Annotated in this window: 22 protein-coding genes; 1 reads left to right on the top strand and 21 read right to left on the bottom strand. The window is 68.0% G+C overall.

The features are described from left to right. Positions 1–82: 82 nt before the first annotated feature. A complete protein-coding gene (locus H0H10_RS28435) occupies positions 83–1288 on the bottom strand; it encodes a glycosyltransferase family 87 protein (RefSeq protein WP_188183984.1) in 1206 nt (401 codons plus the stop codon). A gap of 74 nt (positions 1289–1362) precedes the next feature. Here H0H10_RS28435 and H0H10_RS28430 point away from each other — a divergent pair, with 74 nt between their 5' ends. Then, positions 1363–2241, top strand: coding sequence for a hypothetical protein (locus H0H10_RS28430; protein ID WP_188183983.1), 879 nt, complete (start codon positions 1363–1365; stop codon positions 2239–2241). A gap of 45 nt (positions 2242–2286) precedes the next feature. Here the strand turns inward: H0H10_RS28430 and truA are convergent, their stop codons facing one another. From truA to rplN, 20 genes are all read right to left on the bottom strand, one after another. Beyond that, a complete protein-coding gene (truA, locus tag H0H10_RS28425; protein ID WP_188183982.1) occupies positions 2287–3141 on the bottom strand; it encodes a tRNA pseudouridine(38-40) synthase TruA in 855 nt (284 codons plus the stop codon). Positions 3142–3215: 74 nt separating this feature from the next. Then, on the bottom strand, positions 3216–3728 hold the full coding sequence (rplQ, locus tag H0H10_RS28420) for a 50S ribosomal protein L17 (protein WP_188183981.1): 513 nt from the start codon (positions 3726–3728) through the stop codon (positions 3216–3218). Positions 3729–3890: 162 nt separating this feature from the next. Next, complete coding sequence (locus tag H0H10_RS28415; RefSeq protein WP_019526960.1) at positions 3891–4913, bottom strand: DNA-directed RNA polymerase subunit alpha; 1023 nt, start codon at positions 4911–4913, stop codon at positions 3891–3893. Between the two features lie 117 nt (positions 4914–5030). After that, positions 5031–5435, bottom strand: coding sequence for a 30S ribosomal protein S11 (gene rpsK, locus H0H10_RS28410; protein WP_003956432.1), 405 nt, complete (start codon positions 5433–5435; stop codon positions 5031–5033). Positions 5436–5501: 66 nt separating this feature from the next. Next, the gene (rpsM, locus tag H0H10_RS28405; RefSeq protein WP_006130767.1) at positions 5502–5882 is read right to left on the bottom strand and encodes a 30S ribosomal protein S13; all 381 of its coding nucleotides are present in this window, start codon (positions 5880–5882) and stop codon (positions 5502–5504) included. 188 nt (positions 5883–6070) lie between these two features. Further along, positions 6071–6184 (bottom strand): 50S ribosomal protein L36, encoded by a 114-nt coding sequence (gene rpmJ / locus H0H10_RS28400; RefSeq protein ID WP_003974245.1) that lies wholly within the window; start codon positions 6182–6184, stop codon positions 6071–6073. Positions 6185–6255: 71 nt separating this feature from the next. Beyond that, positions 6256–6477 (bottom strand): translation initiation factor IF-1, encoded by a 222-nt coding sequence (infA, locus tag H0H10_RS28395; protein ID WP_003948620.1) that lies wholly within the window; start codon positions 6475–6477, stop codon positions 6256–6258. A 169-nt stretch (positions 6478–6646) separates the two neighbouring features. Continuing rightward, on the bottom strand, positions 6647–7483 hold the full coding sequence (map, locus tag H0H10_RS28390; RefSeq protein WP_188183980.1) for a type I methionyl aminopeptidase: 837 nt from the start codon (positions 7481–7483) through the stop codon (positions 6647–6649). Positions 7484–7643: 160 nt separating this feature from the next. Next, positions 7644–8297, bottom strand: coding sequence for an adenylate kinase (locus H0H10_RS28385; protein WP_188183979.1), 654 nt, complete (start codon positions 8295–8297; stop codon positions 7644–7646). After that, entirely contained in the window at positions 8297–9610 is a 1314-nt protein-coding gene (gene secY / locus H0H10_RS28380; RefSeq protein WP_188183978.1) for a preprotein translocase subunit SecY, read from the bottom strand. Before secY ends, H0H10_RS28385 begins: the two co-directional genes overlap by 1 nt. Positions 9611–9850: 240 nt before the next feature. Next, positions 9851–10306 carry a 50S ribosomal protein L15 gene (gene rplO, locus H0H10_RS28375; protein WP_030745257.1) on the bottom strand — a complete coding sequence of 152 codons (456 nt, stop codon included), beginning with the start codon at positions 10304–10306 and terminating at the stop codon, positions 9851–9853. A 2-nt stretch (positions 10307–10308) separates the two neighbouring features. Continuing rightward, positions 10309–10491, bottom strand: coding sequence for a 50S ribosomal protein L30 (rpmD, locus tag H0H10_RS28370; protein ID WP_004984515.1), 183 nt, complete (start codon positions 10489–10491; stop codon positions 10309–10311). Positions 10492–10493: 2 nt separating this feature from the next. After that, the gene (gene rpsE / locus H0H10_RS28365) at positions 10494–11099 is read right to left on the bottom strand and encodes a 30S ribosomal protein S5 (RefSeq protein WP_058923758.1); all 606 of its coding nucleotides are present in this window, start codon (positions 11097–11099) and stop codon (positions 10494–10496) included. A 41-nt stretch (positions 11100–11140) separates the two neighbouring features. After that, positions 11141–11524, bottom strand: a complete 384-nt coding sequence (gene rplR, locus H0H10_RS28360) for a 50S ribosomal protein L18 (protein ID WP_188183977.1) — start codon at positions 11522–11524, stop codon at positions 11141–11143. Positions 11525–11527: 3 nt separating this feature from the next. Then, positions 11528–12067 (bottom strand): 50S ribosomal protein L6, encoded by a 540-nt coding sequence (gene rplF / locus H0H10_RS28355; protein ID WP_188183976.1) that lies wholly within the window; start codon positions 12065–12067, stop codon positions 11528–11530. A 24-nt stretch (positions 12068–12091) separates the two neighbouring features. Beyond that, positions 12092–12490: a 30S ribosomal protein S8 gene (rpsH, locus tag H0H10_RS28350; RefSeq protein ID WP_055493175.1), complete on the bottom strand. Its 399-nt coding sequence runs from the start codon at positions 12488–12490 to the stop codon at positions 12092–12094. A 212-nt stretch (positions 12491–12702) separates the two neighbouring features. Further along, the gene (locus tag H0H10_RS28345; RefSeq protein ID WP_003948630.1) at positions 12703–12888 is read right to left on the bottom strand and encodes a type Z 30S ribosomal protein S14; all 186 of its coding nucleotides are present in this window, start codon (positions 12886–12888) and stop codon (positions 12703–12705) included. A 5-nt stretch (positions 12889–12893) separates the two neighbouring features. Then, positions 12894–13451 (bottom strand): 50S ribosomal protein L5, encoded by a 558-nt coding sequence (rplE, locus tag H0H10_RS28340; protein WP_004984522.1) that lies wholly within the window; start codon positions 13449–13451, stop codon positions 12894–12896. After that, positions 13451–13774, bottom strand: a complete 324-nt coding sequence (gene rplX / locus H0H10_RS28335; RefSeq protein WP_004984523.1) for a 50S ribosomal protein L24 — start codon at positions 13772–13774, stop codon at positions 13451–13453. The genes rplE and rplX overlap by 1 nt, the downstream gene beginning before the upstream one ends. A gap of 2 nt (positions 13775–13776) precedes the next feature. Further along, positions 13777–14145: a 50S ribosomal protein L14 gene (rplN, locus tag H0H10_RS28330; RefSeq protein WP_003998823.1), complete on the bottom strand. Its 369-nt coding sequence runs from the start codon at positions 14143–14145 to the stop codon at positions 13777–13779. Positions 14146–14232 lie beyond the last annotated feature (87 nt).

The following is a 14232-nucleotide window of genomic DNA, read 5'->3' as shown; positions in this document are numbered from 1 at the left end:
CGGTGTAAGGGCCCCTCACGTGAGAATGAGCAAGCCAATACACATAACGACTGTGCAGAATACCCGGGACGGCACAGCGGGGTCAAAACGGGGTCGCCGGTGTCCGCGCGGTCTCCCGTTCTCGTCCCGTACCTGGACCATACCCGCCGCCGGATTCCGCCGGACGCGCCTGCCGGGCGACCGCCACCGCCAGCACACACAGCGTGAACGCGTCCTTGAACGCCCGCCGCCGCGCCGGCTCCAGCCAGGGCAGGGCCAGCCCCGGCACCTGCGGGACCAGCGCCACCCAGAACCACGGCCCCCGGGCCACCGAACCGGCGTACGGCAGCCCGGCGAGCAGCAGCGGCAGCACGACCACGAGGTAGTGGTCGTACGACGGCCGGGAGACGAGGAACGCCGAGAGCATCAGGCCCGCGCCGGTCTCCGCGAACCGCAGCGGACCGGGGTCGGCCCGGCGCCAGCGGCGGTACGCGCACAGCACCCCGGCACCGGCCGCCACCACCGCGACCCCCTCGGCGAGGGGCCCGGGCACCCCCAGCCTCGGCAGCACGGCGGCCGGGGACGCCTCGTAGAGCCGTACGAATCCGTCGTCGCCGTGGAGCAGGAAGGGCAGGGTGCGGGTGAAGAAGCCGGCCGGGTCCGGCAGCAGCAGCGCCGCCCCGGCGGAGGCCAGCGCGGGCACCAGGACCGCCGCCGTCAGCGCCCGCCACCGCCCGGCGAACAGGAACAGCAGCACCATCGGCGCGAGCAGCGGCTTGAGCGCCACGGCCACGCCGATGACGGCTCCCGCCGCACCCCAGCGCCCGCGGCCGGCCAGCAGCAGGCACAGCGGCAGGGCCACCGCCGCTGTCACCGTCCAGTTGCCCAGGTGCACCAGGTGCCCGAAGGGGAGGAAGCCCACCGAGAGGCCGGTCAGCCCGAGGACGGCGAGACGGCTGCCGAGCGGCACGCGGTGCAGCAGCAGCGCGCAGGCCCAGCCCAGCGCCAGCAGGGCCGTCGCGGCGAACGGCACGGCCATCCGCAGCACGTCCTGCGGCAGCAGGGTCTGCGGCGCGGCGGCCAGGACCGCGCTCGGGAAGTAGAGGAAGTGCGGATCGTCGTACGGGGAACCCCCGGACAGCCAGGTCCGGGCGGCCCGCACGACGATCGCGTTGTCCATGCCGCCGTCCGGGGTCTCCCGCACCGTGCGGACCGCCGACGCCCCCAGCACCACCACGAGGACCGCCCACAGATGCAGACTCGCCGGTCGCACCAACCACCCGGAGATGCCGCTTTTGCCCGTTTGCATGAACGGAACGCTAGGGCGTCGACCGCCCCAAGACCCGCACCAGCACGCCACCGGCCCCGTCTAAGATGCGCCCCATGAGCTTTGGGCAGGGGGGACCTCAGTCGCAGTGGGATCCCTGGAAACCGAATTCCCAGCAGCCCTGGAACAGCGGTGGGGACCAGACCCCCGACTGGGCCGCGCTCGCCGAGGCCTCCGAGGCCCGCAACAAGCGGCGCCGGCTGCTGTTCATCGGCGGCGGCGCGCTGGCCACCGTGGCGGTCGCGGGTGCCGTGGCCGTGGCGGTGGTCTCGGCGAACGGGTCCAGTGAGGCGTCGGACAGCCCCTCCTCCCAGCTGCCCACGACCGCGGACATCCCCAGCGAGACGGCCACCGTGCCGTCCTTCGCCCCGACGAGCGCCCCTCCGCCGCTGGACCCCAAGGACTTCGTCGCCAGCAGCAAGAAGGACAAGGCCCCGCTCGCGCCGGACATCCTCTTCCCCGGCACCCAGCTGACCATGGGCGAGACGGTCTACAAGAAGGGCCCGACGGCCGACACCCGGACCTGCGGCTCCGCCGCCCAGGGCACACTCCCGAAGGTGCTCGCCGCGAACGACTGCACGCGCCTGATACGCGTCACCTACACCAAGGGCGACGTGGCCGTGACGGTCGGTGTGGCCGTCTTCGACACCGAGGCGCAGGCCGTCAAGGCCAAGGGCCAGGCCGACAAGAAGAGCATCGTGCGGTCCCTGTCCGGCGGTGGCGTCAAGTCCTTCTGCGAAGGCGCGGTCTGCCGCTCCACCACCAACTCCTACGGCCGCTACGCCTACTTCACCATCGCCGGTTTCACCAACGGCAAGGACGTGACCACGAAGGCCACGGAGGTGTTCCGGACCGGCGACGACCTGGCCGAGTTCACCTTCCGGCAGATCCGGCGGCGCGGCGAGGCCCAGGCATCGGCGGCGGCGGAGGGCTGAGCCGCCCGCCGCCCCGCGCCGGCCTCTTCCGGCCGCCGAAGCCGTTCAGCAGCAGCCGGCCGCCGGGAGGGACCGCCGGTTGCGCGCCTCCTTGTTGCGCGCCGCCAGCAGCTCGTCGGCCGGATAGCCGACCTCCTCCAGCGTCAGCCCGTGCGGCCGTACGACGTGGACGGCCGAGTCCCGGACCCCGGCGGCGAGCACCTTGGCGGGCCAGTCCGGCGGCCGGTGCCCGTCCCCCACGAACAGCAGCGCCCCGATCAGCGAGCGCACCATGTTGTGGCAGAAGGCGTCGGCCCGGACGGTCGCGGTGATGATCCCGTCGTCGCCGCGCACCAGGCTCAGCTCCTGCAGCGTCCGGATGGTCGTGGCCCCCTCCCGCTTCTTGCAGTAGGCGGCGAAGTCGTGCTCCCCGAGCAGTCCCCGGGCGGCCTCGTTCATGGCGTCGACGTCGAGGGCCCAGTCGTGCCACAGGACGTGATTGCGCAGCAGCGGGTCCACGCCGCCGGGGTTGTCGGTCACCCGGTAGGCGTAGCGCCGCCAGATCGCGGAGAACCGCGCGTTGAAGCCGCTCGGCGCCTCCCGCAGGGCCCACACCCGCACGTCCCTGGCCAGCCGCCCGGCGAGCCGCTTCAGCAGCTTCTCGTGGTGCTCGGCCCACACCTCCCGCGGCAGATCGACATGCGCGACCTGCCCCCGGGCGTGCACCCCGGCATCCGTACGCCCGGCGACGGTCAGCTCGTACGTGTCCCTGGACCGCGTGACGGTACGCAGCGCGTCCTCGATCTCGCCCTGCACGGTCCGCCGCCCGCCGGCCTGCTTGGCCCACCCGGAGAACTCGGTCCCGTCGTAGGAAAGGTCCAGCCGGACCCGTACGAACCCGGGCTGTACTTCGTCACTCACCCCTAGATCCTCTCGCAAACACGAAAGCGGGTCCGCCCCGCAGGGGGCGGACCCGCTCAGCGCAAGGCAGAGCCTCAGGCGTCCTTGGACTCCTCGGCCGGGGCCTCGGCGGCCTCGTCCTTGGTCTCCTCGGCCTTGGCCTCGGCGGCCTCGTCCTTCTTCAGGGCGTCTTCCTTGACCGCACGCTTGGTGGCGGCCTCGGCCTCACCCGTCGCCTGCTGCGCGACCGTCAGCGCCTCGACCAGCTCGATCACGGCCATGGGCGCGTTGTCGCCACGGCGGTTGCCGATCTTGGTGATGCGGGTGTAGCCACCCGGACGGTTCTCGTACCGCGGGCCGATCTCGGTGAAGAGCGTGTGGACGACGCTCTTGTCCGTGATGACCTGGAGCACCTGGCGGCGGTTGTGAAGGTCGCCCTTCTTCGCCTTGGTGACCAGACGCTCGGCGAACGGCCGCAGGCGGCGGGCCTTCGCCTCGGTGGTGGTGATGCGGCCGTGCTCGAACAGCGACTTCGCGAGGTTCGCGAGGAGCAGCTTCTCGTGCGCGGCGCTGCCGCCCAGACGGGCACCCTTGGTGGGCTTCGGCATTGTTCTTCTCCTGTGTGTCTGCCCCGGCCGTATCAGGTACCGGAGTCAGTATCCGAGCAGGCGGTCGCCTGTCGGAGACCCCGCGCCCCACAGGGGCGCGGGGAACTGCGCGACCAGCCACAGCGGGCCGGCAGCCAAAAGGGAACCGTCGGTCCCGAGCTCTCAGTACTGCTCGGTCTCGACGAACCCGGCGTCCGCGTCGTCCTCGGCACCGAAGGCGTCCGCGGCGGCGGTCGGGTCGAATCCGGGCGGGCTGTCCTTGAGGGCCAGGCCCATGCCGGCCAGCTTCGCCTTGACCTCGTCGATGGACTTCGCACCGAAGTTGCGGATGTCCAGGAGGTCCGCCTCGGAGCGGGCGACGAGCTCACCCACGGAGTGGATGCCCTCACGCTTGAGGCAGTTGTAGGAGCGGACCGTGAGCTCCAGCTCCTCGATCGGCAGCGCCAGGTCGGCGGCGAGGGCGGCGTCCGTCGGGGACGGACCCATGTCGATGCCCTCGGCGTCGATGTTCAGCTCGCGGGCCAGGCCGAACAGCTCGACCAGGGTCTTGCCGGCGGACGCCATGGCGTCGCGCGGGCGCATGGCCTGCTTGGTCTCGACGTCGACGATCAGCTTGTCGAAGTCGGTGCGCTGCTCGACACGGGTCGCCTCGACCTTGTAGGTGACCTTGAGCACCGGCGAGTAGATGGAGTCGACCGGGATACGGCCGATCTCCTGACCCACCTGCTTGTTCTGCACGGCGGAGACGTAGCCGCGACCGCGCTCGACGGTCAGCTCCATCTCCAGCTTGCCCTTGCCGTTGAGCGTGGCGAGGACGAGGTCCGGGTTGTGCACCTCGACACCGGCCGGGGGCGCGATGTCGGCGGCGGTGACCAGGCCCGGGCCCTGCTTGCGCAGGTACATCACGACCGGCTCGTCGTGCTCCGAGGAGACGACCAGCTGCTTGATGTTGAGGATCAGGTCGGTGACGTCCTCCTTGACGCCCGGCACGGTGGTGAACTCGTGCAGAACGCCGTCGATGCGGATGGACGTGACCGCCGCACCCGGGATCGAGGAGAGGAGCGTACGACGCAGGGAGTTGCCGAGGGTGTAGCCGAAGCCCGGCTCCAGCGGCTCGATCACGAACCGGGAGCGGAACTCGTCGACGACCTCTTCGGTCAACGAGGGACGCTGAGCGATCAGCATGTTGGTGATCCTTCAGTCAGGGGCGCCCGCTATATGACGCCCGACTCTGTACTGCAAGGGTACGGGCGGCACGACCCGAAGGAGCCGTACCGCCCGGAAAACCCTGACGAAGCGAGGTCAGACGCGACGACGCTTCGGCGGACGGCAGCCGTTGTGCGGGGTGGGCGTGACGTCCTGGATGGAACCGACCTCGAGGCCGGTGGCCTGCAGGGAGCGGATCGCGGTCTCACGACCGGAACCCGGGCCCTTGACGAACACGTCGACCTTGCGCATGCCGTGCTCCTGGGCGCGGCGGGCGGCCGACTCGGCGGCCATCTGCGCGGCGAACGGCGTGGACTTCCGGGAGCCCTTGAAGCCGACGTGGCCGGCGGAGGCCCAGGAGATCACGTTGCCGGACGGGTCCGTGATCGACACGATCGTGTTGTTGAACGTGCTCTTGATGTGCGCGTGGCCGTGAGCGACGTTCTTCTTTTCCTTGCGGCGCACCTTCTTGGCAGCGCCCTGACGTCCCTTGGGGGGCATGTCGTTCTCCTACGGGAGGTGGTCGGTCCTACAGCGAAGACCGCTGGACGGCGAGTCCGCTGCGGACTACTTCTTGCCCGGCTTCTTCTTGCCGGCGATGGCGCGACGCGGGCCCTTGCGGGTGCGGGCGTTGGTGCTGGTGCGCTGACCGCGGACGGGCAGACCGCGGCGGTGCCGCAGACCCTGGTAGGTGCCGATCTCGACCTTGCGGCGGATGTCGGCCTGGATCTCGCGACGGAGGTCACCCTCGGTCTTGATGTTGTTGTCGACGTACTCGCGGATCGCGACAAGCTGCTCTTCGGTCAGGTCCCGAACACGGGTGTTCGGGTCCACGCCGGTGGCAGCAAGCGTCTGCTGGGAGAGGGTCCGGCCGATGCCGAACACGTAGGTGAGGGCGATCTCCACGCGCTTTTCGCGCGGGATGTCAACACCGGAAACGCGTGCCATTCAATGGCTCCAGTTGATTGTCGGAGGTCTTCCGCAGAACCGGCTCCCGGCCGCCGTATCAGGTACGGAACGGGTCCCCGGCCTCCGAGCCGGGGGTGTCGGGCACCTGGGTACCCGGGTCCTGCGTATGAACATATTCAGCTCGCGTCGCGCGAAGTCCTGCGAATCGCGGAGGGAACGGTCGTGCGTCAGCCCTGGCGCTGCTTGTGGCGCGGGTTGTCGCAGATGACCATGACCCGGCCGTGACGGCGGATCACCCTGCACTTGTCGCAGATCTTCTTGACGCTCGGCTTGACCTTCATGGGATGTGAGGTTCTCCGGGTCAGTTGCCGGCGGCCCCGTGCACAGGGAGGGCACGGGGCGTGGGCAAGATCTACTTGTACCGGTAGACGATCCGGCCACGCGTCAGGTCGTACGGAGACAGCTCCACCACGACCCGGTCGTCAGGGAGGATGCGGATGTAGTGCATACGCATCTTGCCGCTGATGTGTGCCAGGACCTGGTGGCCGTTCTGGAGCTCGACCTTGAACATGGCGTTCGGCAGAGACTCGACGACAGTGCCCTCGATCTCGATGGCACCTTGCTTCTTGGCCACGCTTCGCCCTTCGAATCGACTACCTTGATCGACTCCGGTGCGCCGTTGAAGCGCATACAGGCATGCGGGTGCACAAGAGCCGACGAGTCAGTCTACGTCAGCGCAACCGAAAAGGCGAAACGAGGAAGTCTGCCCCACACCGGAGATCGTCATGCGACCGGGACCGTCCTCAGCCCAGCGGGTCGGGGGCCGCCGTGATGCCGAGTTCGGCGAGCTTGGCCTTGCCGCCGTCCGGGGCCGTCAGGACCAGCGGGCCCTGCTCCGTCAGGGCGACAGAGTGCTCCCAGTGGGAGGACCAGGTGCCGTCCGTGGTGACGACCGTCCAGTCGTCCTCCAGGACCTCCGTGCGCGGTGTGCCGAGCGACACCATGGGCTCGATGGCCAGGCAGAAGCCGGGGACCAGCTTCGGGCCCTTGCCACGGCGCCGGTCGACGTAGTTCAGCAGGTGGGGGTCCATGTGCATCTCGGTGCCGATGCCGTGGCCGCCGTAGTCCTCGATGATCCCGTACCGGCCGCCGCCCGGCTTCGGCTGGCGGCGGATGTACGTCTCGATGGCCCGGGAGACGTCCACGAGCCGGTTGCCCTGCTTCATGGCCGCGATACCGGCCCACATCGACTCCTCGGTCACCCGGGAGAGCTCGACCAGCTCCGGGGCGTGACCGGAGCCCACGAAGGCCGTGTAGGCGGCGTCGCCGTGCCAGCCGTCGATGATCGCGCCGCAGTCGATGGAGATGATGTCGCCGTCCTTGAGGACGACGTCGTCGGACGGGATGCCGTGGACGACGACCTCGTTCACGGACGTGCAGATGGTCGCCGGGAAACCGCCGTAGCCGAGGAAGTTCGGCTTGGCGTTGTGCTCCGCGAGCACCTTGCGGGCGACCTGGTCCAGGTCCTTGGTCGTGGCGCCGGGCACGGCGGCCTCACGCGTGGCCGCATGGATGGCGGCGACGACCAACCCCGCCTCACGCATCTTGGCGATCTGCTCGGGGTTCTTGATCTGCACCATGGGGGCTGCGGCCTTTCTGGACCGGAAGAAGGACGGACGCCATCAACGATACGGGCCCGGGTGGACGCCGAGGCACCCGGCGAACGCCGGGCCGTGCGGCCCACCCGCACACCACAGCCGCGGCCCCTGGAGGGACCGCGGCTGCAGCCAAGCGAAGGAACTACTTGTCGCGCTTCAGCGCCTCCAGCGCACGCCCGGTGACCTCGTCCACCGCGCCCATCGCCGAGATGGTGACGACCAGGCCCTGCGCCTTGTAGTAGTCGATGATCGGCTCGGTCTGCGTGTGGTAGACCTCCAGCCGCTTGCGGACGGTCTCCTCGGAGTCGTCGTCACGCTGGTACAGCTCGCCGCCGCAGACGTCGCAGACGCCCTCCTTGGCCGGCGGCGTGTACGTCACGTGGAAGACGTGCGCCGAGTTGTTGCGGCAGACCCGCCGTCCGGCGATCCGCTTGACGACCTCGTCCTCCGGCGCCTCCAGGTCCAGCACCGCGTCGAGCTTCATGTTCTCGGTCTCGAGCAGCTCGTCCAGCGCCTCCGCCTGGGAGACGTTGCGCGGGAAGCCGTCCAGCAGGAAGCCGCCCTCGGCGTCGGGCTGCTCCATGCGGTCCTTCGCCATGGCGATCGTGACCTCGTCCGGCACCAGGTTGCCGGCGTCCATGTAGGACTTCGCGAGCTTGCCCAGCTCCGTCTGCTGGCTGATGTTGGCGCGGAACAGGTCGCCCGTGGAGATGTGCGGGATGTGCAGCGTCTCGGCGAGGCGGGTGGCCTGCGTTCCCTTACCGGCACCCGGCGGGCCGACGAGGACGATTCGCATCAGCGGAGGAACCCTTCGTAATTGCGCTGCTGGAGCTGGCTCTCGATCTGCTTCACCGTCTCGAGACCGACACCCACGATGATCAGGATGCTGGTACCACCGAACGGGAAGTTCTGGTTTGCCCCGAAACCAACCAACGCCATCGTCGGTACGAGAGCGATCAGACCCAGATACAGCGAACCCGGCCAGGTGATCCGGTTGAGTACGTAGCTCAGATACTCAGCGGTCGGTCGGCCAGCCCGGATGCCCGGGATGAAGCCACCATACTTCTTCATGTTGTCGGCGACTTCCTCGGGGTTGAAGGAGATCGCCACATAGAAGAACGCGAAGAAGACGATGAGAAGGAAGTACAGACTGACGTAGATCGGGTGGTCGCCCTTGACCAGGTGCGCTTCGATCCACGTCTTCCAGCCGGAGGTCCCGCTGGAGAACTGCGCGATCAGTGCCGGGATGTACAGCAGCGACGAGGCGAAGATGACGGGAATCACACCCGCCTGGTTCACCTTGAGCGGGATGTACGTGGACGTTCCGCCGTAGGAACGGCGGCCGATCATGCGCTTGGCGTACTGCACGGGGATGCGGCGCTGGGCCTGCTCCACGAAGACCACCAGGCCGACCATGACCAGGCCGACGGCGATGACGGTGCCGAACTCGATCCAGCCGCCCGCGAGGTCGCCCTGCGTCTTGATGGCCCACAGAGCGGACGGGAAGGTCGCGGCGATCGAGATGAACATCAGGATCGACATGCCGTTGCCGATGCCGCGGTCGGTGATCAGCTCACCGAGCCACATGACCACGGCCGTACCGGCGGTCATGCAGATCACCATGACGACGGTGGTGAAGATCGCGCGGTCCGGGACGATCTGGCCGGCGACCGTGCAGCCGGAGAACAGCGCGCCGCTGCGGGCCGTGGCCACCAGGCCGGTGCCCTGGAGGATGGCGAGCGCGATGGTCAGGTAGCGGGTGTACTGCGTGATCTTCGCAGTGCCCGCCTGGCCTTCCTTCTTCAGGGCCTCCAGGCGCGGGATCACCACGGTGAGCAGCTGGAGAATGATGCTCGCCGTGATGTACGGCATGATGCCGAGCGCGAAGACCGTGATCTGCAGCAGCGCCCCACCGCTGAACATGTTGACCAGACCGAAGAGGCCCTGGTTGCCGGACGCCTGGTCGACACATTCCTGGACGTTCTTGTAGTCGACGCCCGGGATCGGGATGTGGGTACCGACCCGGTAGACCACGATGATGCCGAGCGTGAAGAGCAGCTTCTTGCGCAGGTCGGGCGTCTTGAACGCCCGGGCGAACGCGGTGAGCACGGTGCCTCCTGCGACCCCCGCGCAACTGCGTCAAGGGTGACGGTCTTGAGGTTCGACTGACGACTTAATAGCTAACGGTCAACTGCCGCTAAGGGTGCCCCATGTGTGACACCCGTGAAAGAGGACAGTGCAGGCCACCTTACCGGCGAGAGCACTTCCCTTGGAACGACCAACCGGGGATACCCCATTTGTGGAGTATCCCCGGTCGGGTCGCTCAGGTCATCGAGACGCCTGAAGGGGTCAGACGAGCTCGGTGACGGTACCGCCGGCGGCGGTGATCTTCTCCTTGGCGGAGCCGGAGACGGCGTCGACCGTCACCTGCAGCGCCACGGAGACCTCGCCCTGGCCCAGGACCTTGACGAGGCTGTTCTTGCGAACGGCACCCTTGGCCACGAGGCCCTCGACGGTGACCTCGCCACCCTCGGGGTACAGCGCGGCCAGCTTGTCGAGGTTCACGACCTGGTACTCGGTCTTGAACGGGTTCTTGAAGCCCTTCAGCTTCGGGAGGCGCATGTGCAGCGGCATCTGGCCGCCCTCGAAGCGCTCCGGAACCTGGTAGCGGGCCTTCGTGCCCTTGGTACCACGACCGGCCGTCTTACCCTTCGACGCCTCACCACGACCGACACGGGTCTTGGCGGTCTTGGCGCCCGGGGCGGGACGGAGGTTGTGGATCTTGAGCGGGTTCTGCTCCGCCATGATCAGTCGACCTCCTCGACCGTCACGAGGTGGCGGACGGTGTGCACCATGCCGCGGAACTCGGGACGGTCCTCCTTGACGACCACGTCGTTGACCTTCTTCAGGCCAAGCGAACGCAGGGTGTCACGGTGGTTCTGCTTGCTGCCGATGTAGGACTTGACCTGCGTGATCTTGAGCTGCGCCATGATCACACACCCGCCCCGGCACGCGCACGCAGCAGAGCCGCGGGGGCGACGTCCTCCAGCGGCAGACCGCGGCGGGCCGCGATCTCCTCGGGACGCTGCAGACCCTTCAGGGCCTCCACGGTCGCGTGCACGATGTTGATCGCGTTGTCGGAGCCGAGCGACTTCGACAGCACGTCGTGGATACCGGCGCACTCGAGCACGGCACGCACCGGACCACCGGCGATAACACCGGTACCGGGCGACGCGGGCTTGAGCAGCACGACGCCGGCAGCCTTCTCACCCTGGATCGGGTGCGGGATGGTGCCCTGGATCCGGGGGACCTTGAAGAAGTGCTTCTTGGCCTCCTCAACGCCCTTGGCGATGGCGGCCGGCACCTCCTTGGCCTTGCCGTATCCGACACCCACGGTGCCGTCACCGTCGCCCACCACGACCAGCGCGGTGAAGCTGAAGCGACGACCACCCTTCACAACCTTGGCGACGCGGTTGATCGCGACGACGCGCTCAACGTAAGCGGTCTTCTCGGCGGCAGCTGCGCCGCCGTCACGGCCCTTCCGGTCCCGCCGCTCGCCGCCACCGGCACCGCTGCCGCGGCGCTGGGGTCCAGCCATTGGAATTACCTCTCTCTGTTTCCGCTAGCTACGGAACCGGCTCAGAACTTCAGGCCGGCTTCGCGGGCGGCGTCCGCCAGGGCGGCGATGCGCCCGGCGTACTGGTTGCCACCACGGTCGAACACGACGGCCTCGACACCGGCGGCCTTGGCACGCTCGGCGACCAGGGCACCGACCTGCTTGGCCTGCGCGGACTTGTCGCCCTCGCCGCCGCGGATCGAGGTGTCCAGGGTGGACGCCGACGCCAGGGTGTGGCCCTTGAGGTCGTCGATCACCTGCGCCACGATGTGGCGGTTGGAGCGGGTCACGACCAGACGGGGACGCTCCGCCGTACCGGCCACCTTCTTGCGGATCCGGATGTGACGGCGCTTGATCGCGGCGCGCTTGTAGGCGTCGCCCTTGAGGATCTTCTGCCCGTATGCCATGGCTTACTTACCCGCCTTTCCGACCTTGCGGCGGATGACTTCGCCCTCGTACTTGACGCCCTTGGCCTTGTACGGGTCGGGCTTGCGCAGCTTGCGGATGTTGGCCGCAACCTCGCCGACCTTCTGCTTGTCGATGCCCTCGACCGAGAAACGGGTCGGGGACTCCACCTTGAAGGTGATGCCCTCGGGGGCCTCGACCAGGATCGGGTGGCTGTAACCGAGGGAGAACTCCAGGTTCGAACCCTTGGCGAGCACGCGGTAACCGACACCGCTGATCTCGAGCTTCTTCACGTAACCCTGGGTCACGCCGGTGATCATGTTCGCCACCAGCGTGCGGGACAGGCCGTGCAGGGCCTTGCTCTGACGCTCGTCGTTGGGGCGGGTGACGTTCAGAACGCCGTCCTCACCCTTGGCGATCTCGATCGGCGCCACGACGGTGTGGGTCAGCGTGCCCTTGGGGCCCTTGACCGAGACCGTACGGCCGTCGATGGTGACGTCCACGCCGGCGGGAACCGCGATGGGGAGCTTGCCGATGCGCGACATAGCTGTTTCCTCCGTTCCCTTCCGCTACCAGACGTAGGCGAGGACTTCCCCACCCACGCCCTTCTTGCCGGCCTGCTTGTCGGTGAGGAGCCCGTGCGACGTGGAGATGATCGCCACGCCGAGGCCGCCCAGCACCTTCGGCAGGTTGGTGGACTTCGCGTACACCCGGAGACCGGGCTTGGAGATCCGCTTGATGCCCGCGATGGAGCGCTCACGGTTCGGGCCGAACTTCAGCTCGAGGACGAGGTTCTTGCCGACCTCGGCGTCCTCGACACGCCAGCCCGTGATGAAGCCCTCCTGCTGGAGGATCTCCGCGATGTGCGACTTGATCTTCGAGTGCGGCATCGCCACGGAGTCGTGGTACGCCGAGTTCGCGTTCCGCAGACGCGTAAGCATGTCTGCGATCGGATCAGTCATGGTCATGAATTGGCCTTCGGCCTCTCTCGCCGGGGTTTCCTGGTGCGCCATCCCTCTCCCCGATCCGAGACGGGACGGGTGCGGCGCGGTGGACCTACGGCGTAGTAAGTCGTACGGGCGCGGCAGACGCCCAACCCCACAAGCCTAAGGCATGGGGGGCCGGGCCCCTGCCGACCCAGTTGCTTACCGAGAGCCCTGGGAGTCCGGAACTACCCGGATTACCAGGAGCTCTTGGTCACGCCCGGCAGCTCGCCGCGGTGAGCCATCTCACGAAGGCACACGCGGCACAGGCCGAACTTGCGGTACACGGAGTGGGGACGGCCGCAGCGCTGGCAGCGCGTGTAGCCACGCACGCCGAACTTGGGCTTGCGAGCAGCCTTCGCGATGAGAGCCTTCTTCGCCATCTCGCTCACGCCTCCTTGAACGGGAAGCCGAGGTGACGGAGAAGGGCACGGCCCTCTTCGTCGTTGGTCGCCGTGGTGACCACGGTGATGTCCATACCCCGGACACGGTCGATCTTGTCCTGGTCGATCTCGTGGAACATGACCTGCTCCGTGAGACCGAAGGTGTAGTTGCCACGGCCGTCGAACTGCTTGGGGGACAGGCCGCGGAAGTCGCGGATGCGCGGAAGCGCGAGCGACAGGGTGCGGTCCAGGAACTCCCACATGCGGTCGCCACGGAGCGTGACGTGGGCACCGATCGGCTGACCCTCACGCAGCTTGAACTGCGCGATGGACTTGCGGGCCTTGGTGACGGCCGGCTTCTGACCGGTGATCGTGGTGAGGTCGCGGATGGCGCCCTCGATCAGCTTGGAGTCGCGGGCGGCGTCGCCCACACCCATGTTGACCACGATCTTGACGAGGCCGGGAACCTGCATGACGTTCTCGTAGGAGAACTCCTCACGCAGCTTGCCCGCGATCTCCTCGCGGTACTTCGTCTTCAGACGCGGAGTGGTGGTGGTAGCCATCAGATGTCCTCACCCGTCCGCTTGGCAACGCGGATCTTGTTGCCTTCGTCGTCGAAGCGGTAACCGACGCGGGTCACGACCTTCTTGCCGTCCTTCTCCACGACGAGCTGAACGTTGCTCACGTGAATGGGGGCCTCGGTGGTGACGATGCCGCCGGCCTGCGAACCGCGAGCGGTCGGCCCGGCCTTGGTGTGCTTCTTGACCCGGTTGACACCCTCGACCAGGACACGCTCCTCGCGCGGGTAAGCGGCAATGACCTTGCCCTGCTTGCCCTTGTCCTTGCCGGTGATGACCTGGACCAGGTCGCCCTTCTTGATCTTCATGCTCACAGCACCTCCGGCGCGAGGGAGATGATCTTCATGAACTTCTTCTCGCGCAGCTCACGGCCCACGGGGCCGAAGATACGGGTGCCGCGAGGGTCGCCGTCGTTCTTCAGAATGACGGCGGCGTTCTCGTCGAAGCGGATGTACGAGCCGTCCGGACGGCGGCGCTCCTTGACGGTGCGAACGATGACCGCCTTGACGACGTCACCCTTCTTCACGTTGCCACCGGGGATCGCGTCCTTGACGGTGGCGACGATGACGTCACCGATACCCGCGTAGCGGCGACCGGAGCCACCGAGCACACGGATGCAGAGGATCTCCTTCGCACCCGTGTTGTCGGCGACACGCAGCCGCGACTCCTGCTGGATCACGTCTATCTCCTGATCGTCTGCCGGTTCCCCGGGGGCCGTTCAGTGAACGGCCCCCGGAGCCTGGCGGAACTGACCTGCGGGTTTGCC

This window comes from Streptomyces griseicoloratus, from assembly GCF_014534645.1.
In the GTDB taxonomy this organism is placed as follows: Bacteria; Actinomycetota; Actinomycetes; order Streptomycetales; family Streptomycetaceae; genus Streptomyces; species Streptomyces griseicoloratus.
The sequence above is the reverse complement of the archived record's forward strand: the minus strand, read 5'-3'. Positions and strand labels throughout refer to the sequence as shown.

Coding starts and splice junctions, on each gene's coding strand:
- H0H10_RS28435 (WP_188183984.1), bottom strand. CDS start 1,288: ATGCAAACGGGCAAAAGCGGCATCTCCGGGTGGTTGGTGCGACCGGCG.
- H0H10_RS28430 (WP_188183983.1), top strand. CDS start 1,363: ATGAGCTTTGGGCAGGGGGGACCTCAGTCGCAGTGGGATCCCTGGAAA.
- rplQ (WP_188183981.1), bottom strand. CDS start 3,728: ATGCCGAAGCCCACCAAGGGTGCCCGTCTGGGCGGCAGCGCCGCGCAC.
- H0H10_RS28415 (WP_019526960.1), bottom strand. CDS start 4,913: ATGCTGATCGCTCAGCGTCCCTCGTTGACCGAAGAGGTCGTCGACGAG.
- rpsK (WP_003956432.1), bottom strand. CDS start 5,435: ATGCCCCCCAAGGGACGTCAGGGCGCTGCCAAGAAGGTGCGCCGCAAG.
- rpsM (WP_006130767.1), bottom strand. CDS start 5,882: ATGGCACGCGTTTCCGGTGTTGACATCCCGCGCGAAAAGCGCGTGGAG.
- rpmJ (WP_003974245.1), bottom strand. CDS start 6,184: ATGAAGGTCAAGCCGAGCGTCAAGAAGATCTGCGACAAGTGCAGGGTG.
- map (WP_188183980.1), bottom strand. CDS start 7,483: ATGGTGCAGATCAAGAACCCCGAGCAGATCGCCAAGATGCGTGAGGCG.
- H0H10_RS28385 (WP_188183979.1), bottom strand. CDS start 8,297: ATGCGAATCGTCCTCGTCGGCCCGCCGGGTGCCGGTAAGGGAACGCAG.
- rplO (WP_030745257.1), bottom strand. CDS start 10,306: ATGGCGGAGCAGAACCCGCTCAAGATCCACAACCTCCGTCCCGCCCCG.
- rpmD (WP_004984515.1), bottom strand. CDS start 10,491: ATGGCGCAGCTCAAGATCACGCAGGTCAAGTCCTACATCGGCAGCAAG.
- rpsE (WP_058923758.1), bottom strand. CDS start 11,099: ATGGCTGGACCCCAGCGCCGCGGCAGCGGTGCCGGTGGCGGCGAGCGG.
- rplR (WP_188183977.1), bottom strand. CDS start 11,524: ATGGCATACGGGCAGAAGATCCTCAAGGGCGACGCCTACAAGCGCGCC.
- rplF (WP_188183976.1), bottom strand. CDS start 12,067: ATGTCGCGCATCGGCAAGCTCCCCATCGCGGTTCCCGCCGGCGTGGAC.
- rpsH (WP_055493175.1), bottom strand. CDS start 12,490: ATGACCATGACTGATCCGATCGCAGACATGCTTACGCGTCTGCGGAAC.
- H0H10_RS28345 (WP_003948630.1), bottom strand. CDS start 12,888: ATGGCGAAGAAGGCTCTCATCGCGAAGGCTGCTCGCAAGCCCAAGTTC.
- rplE (WP_004984522.1), bottom strand. CDS start 13,451: ATGGCTACCACCACCACTCCGCGTCTGAAGACGAAGTACCGCGAGGAG.
- rplX (WP_004984523.1), bottom strand. CDS start 13,774: ATGAAGATCAAGAAGGGCGACCTGGTCCAGGTCATCACCGGCAAGGAC.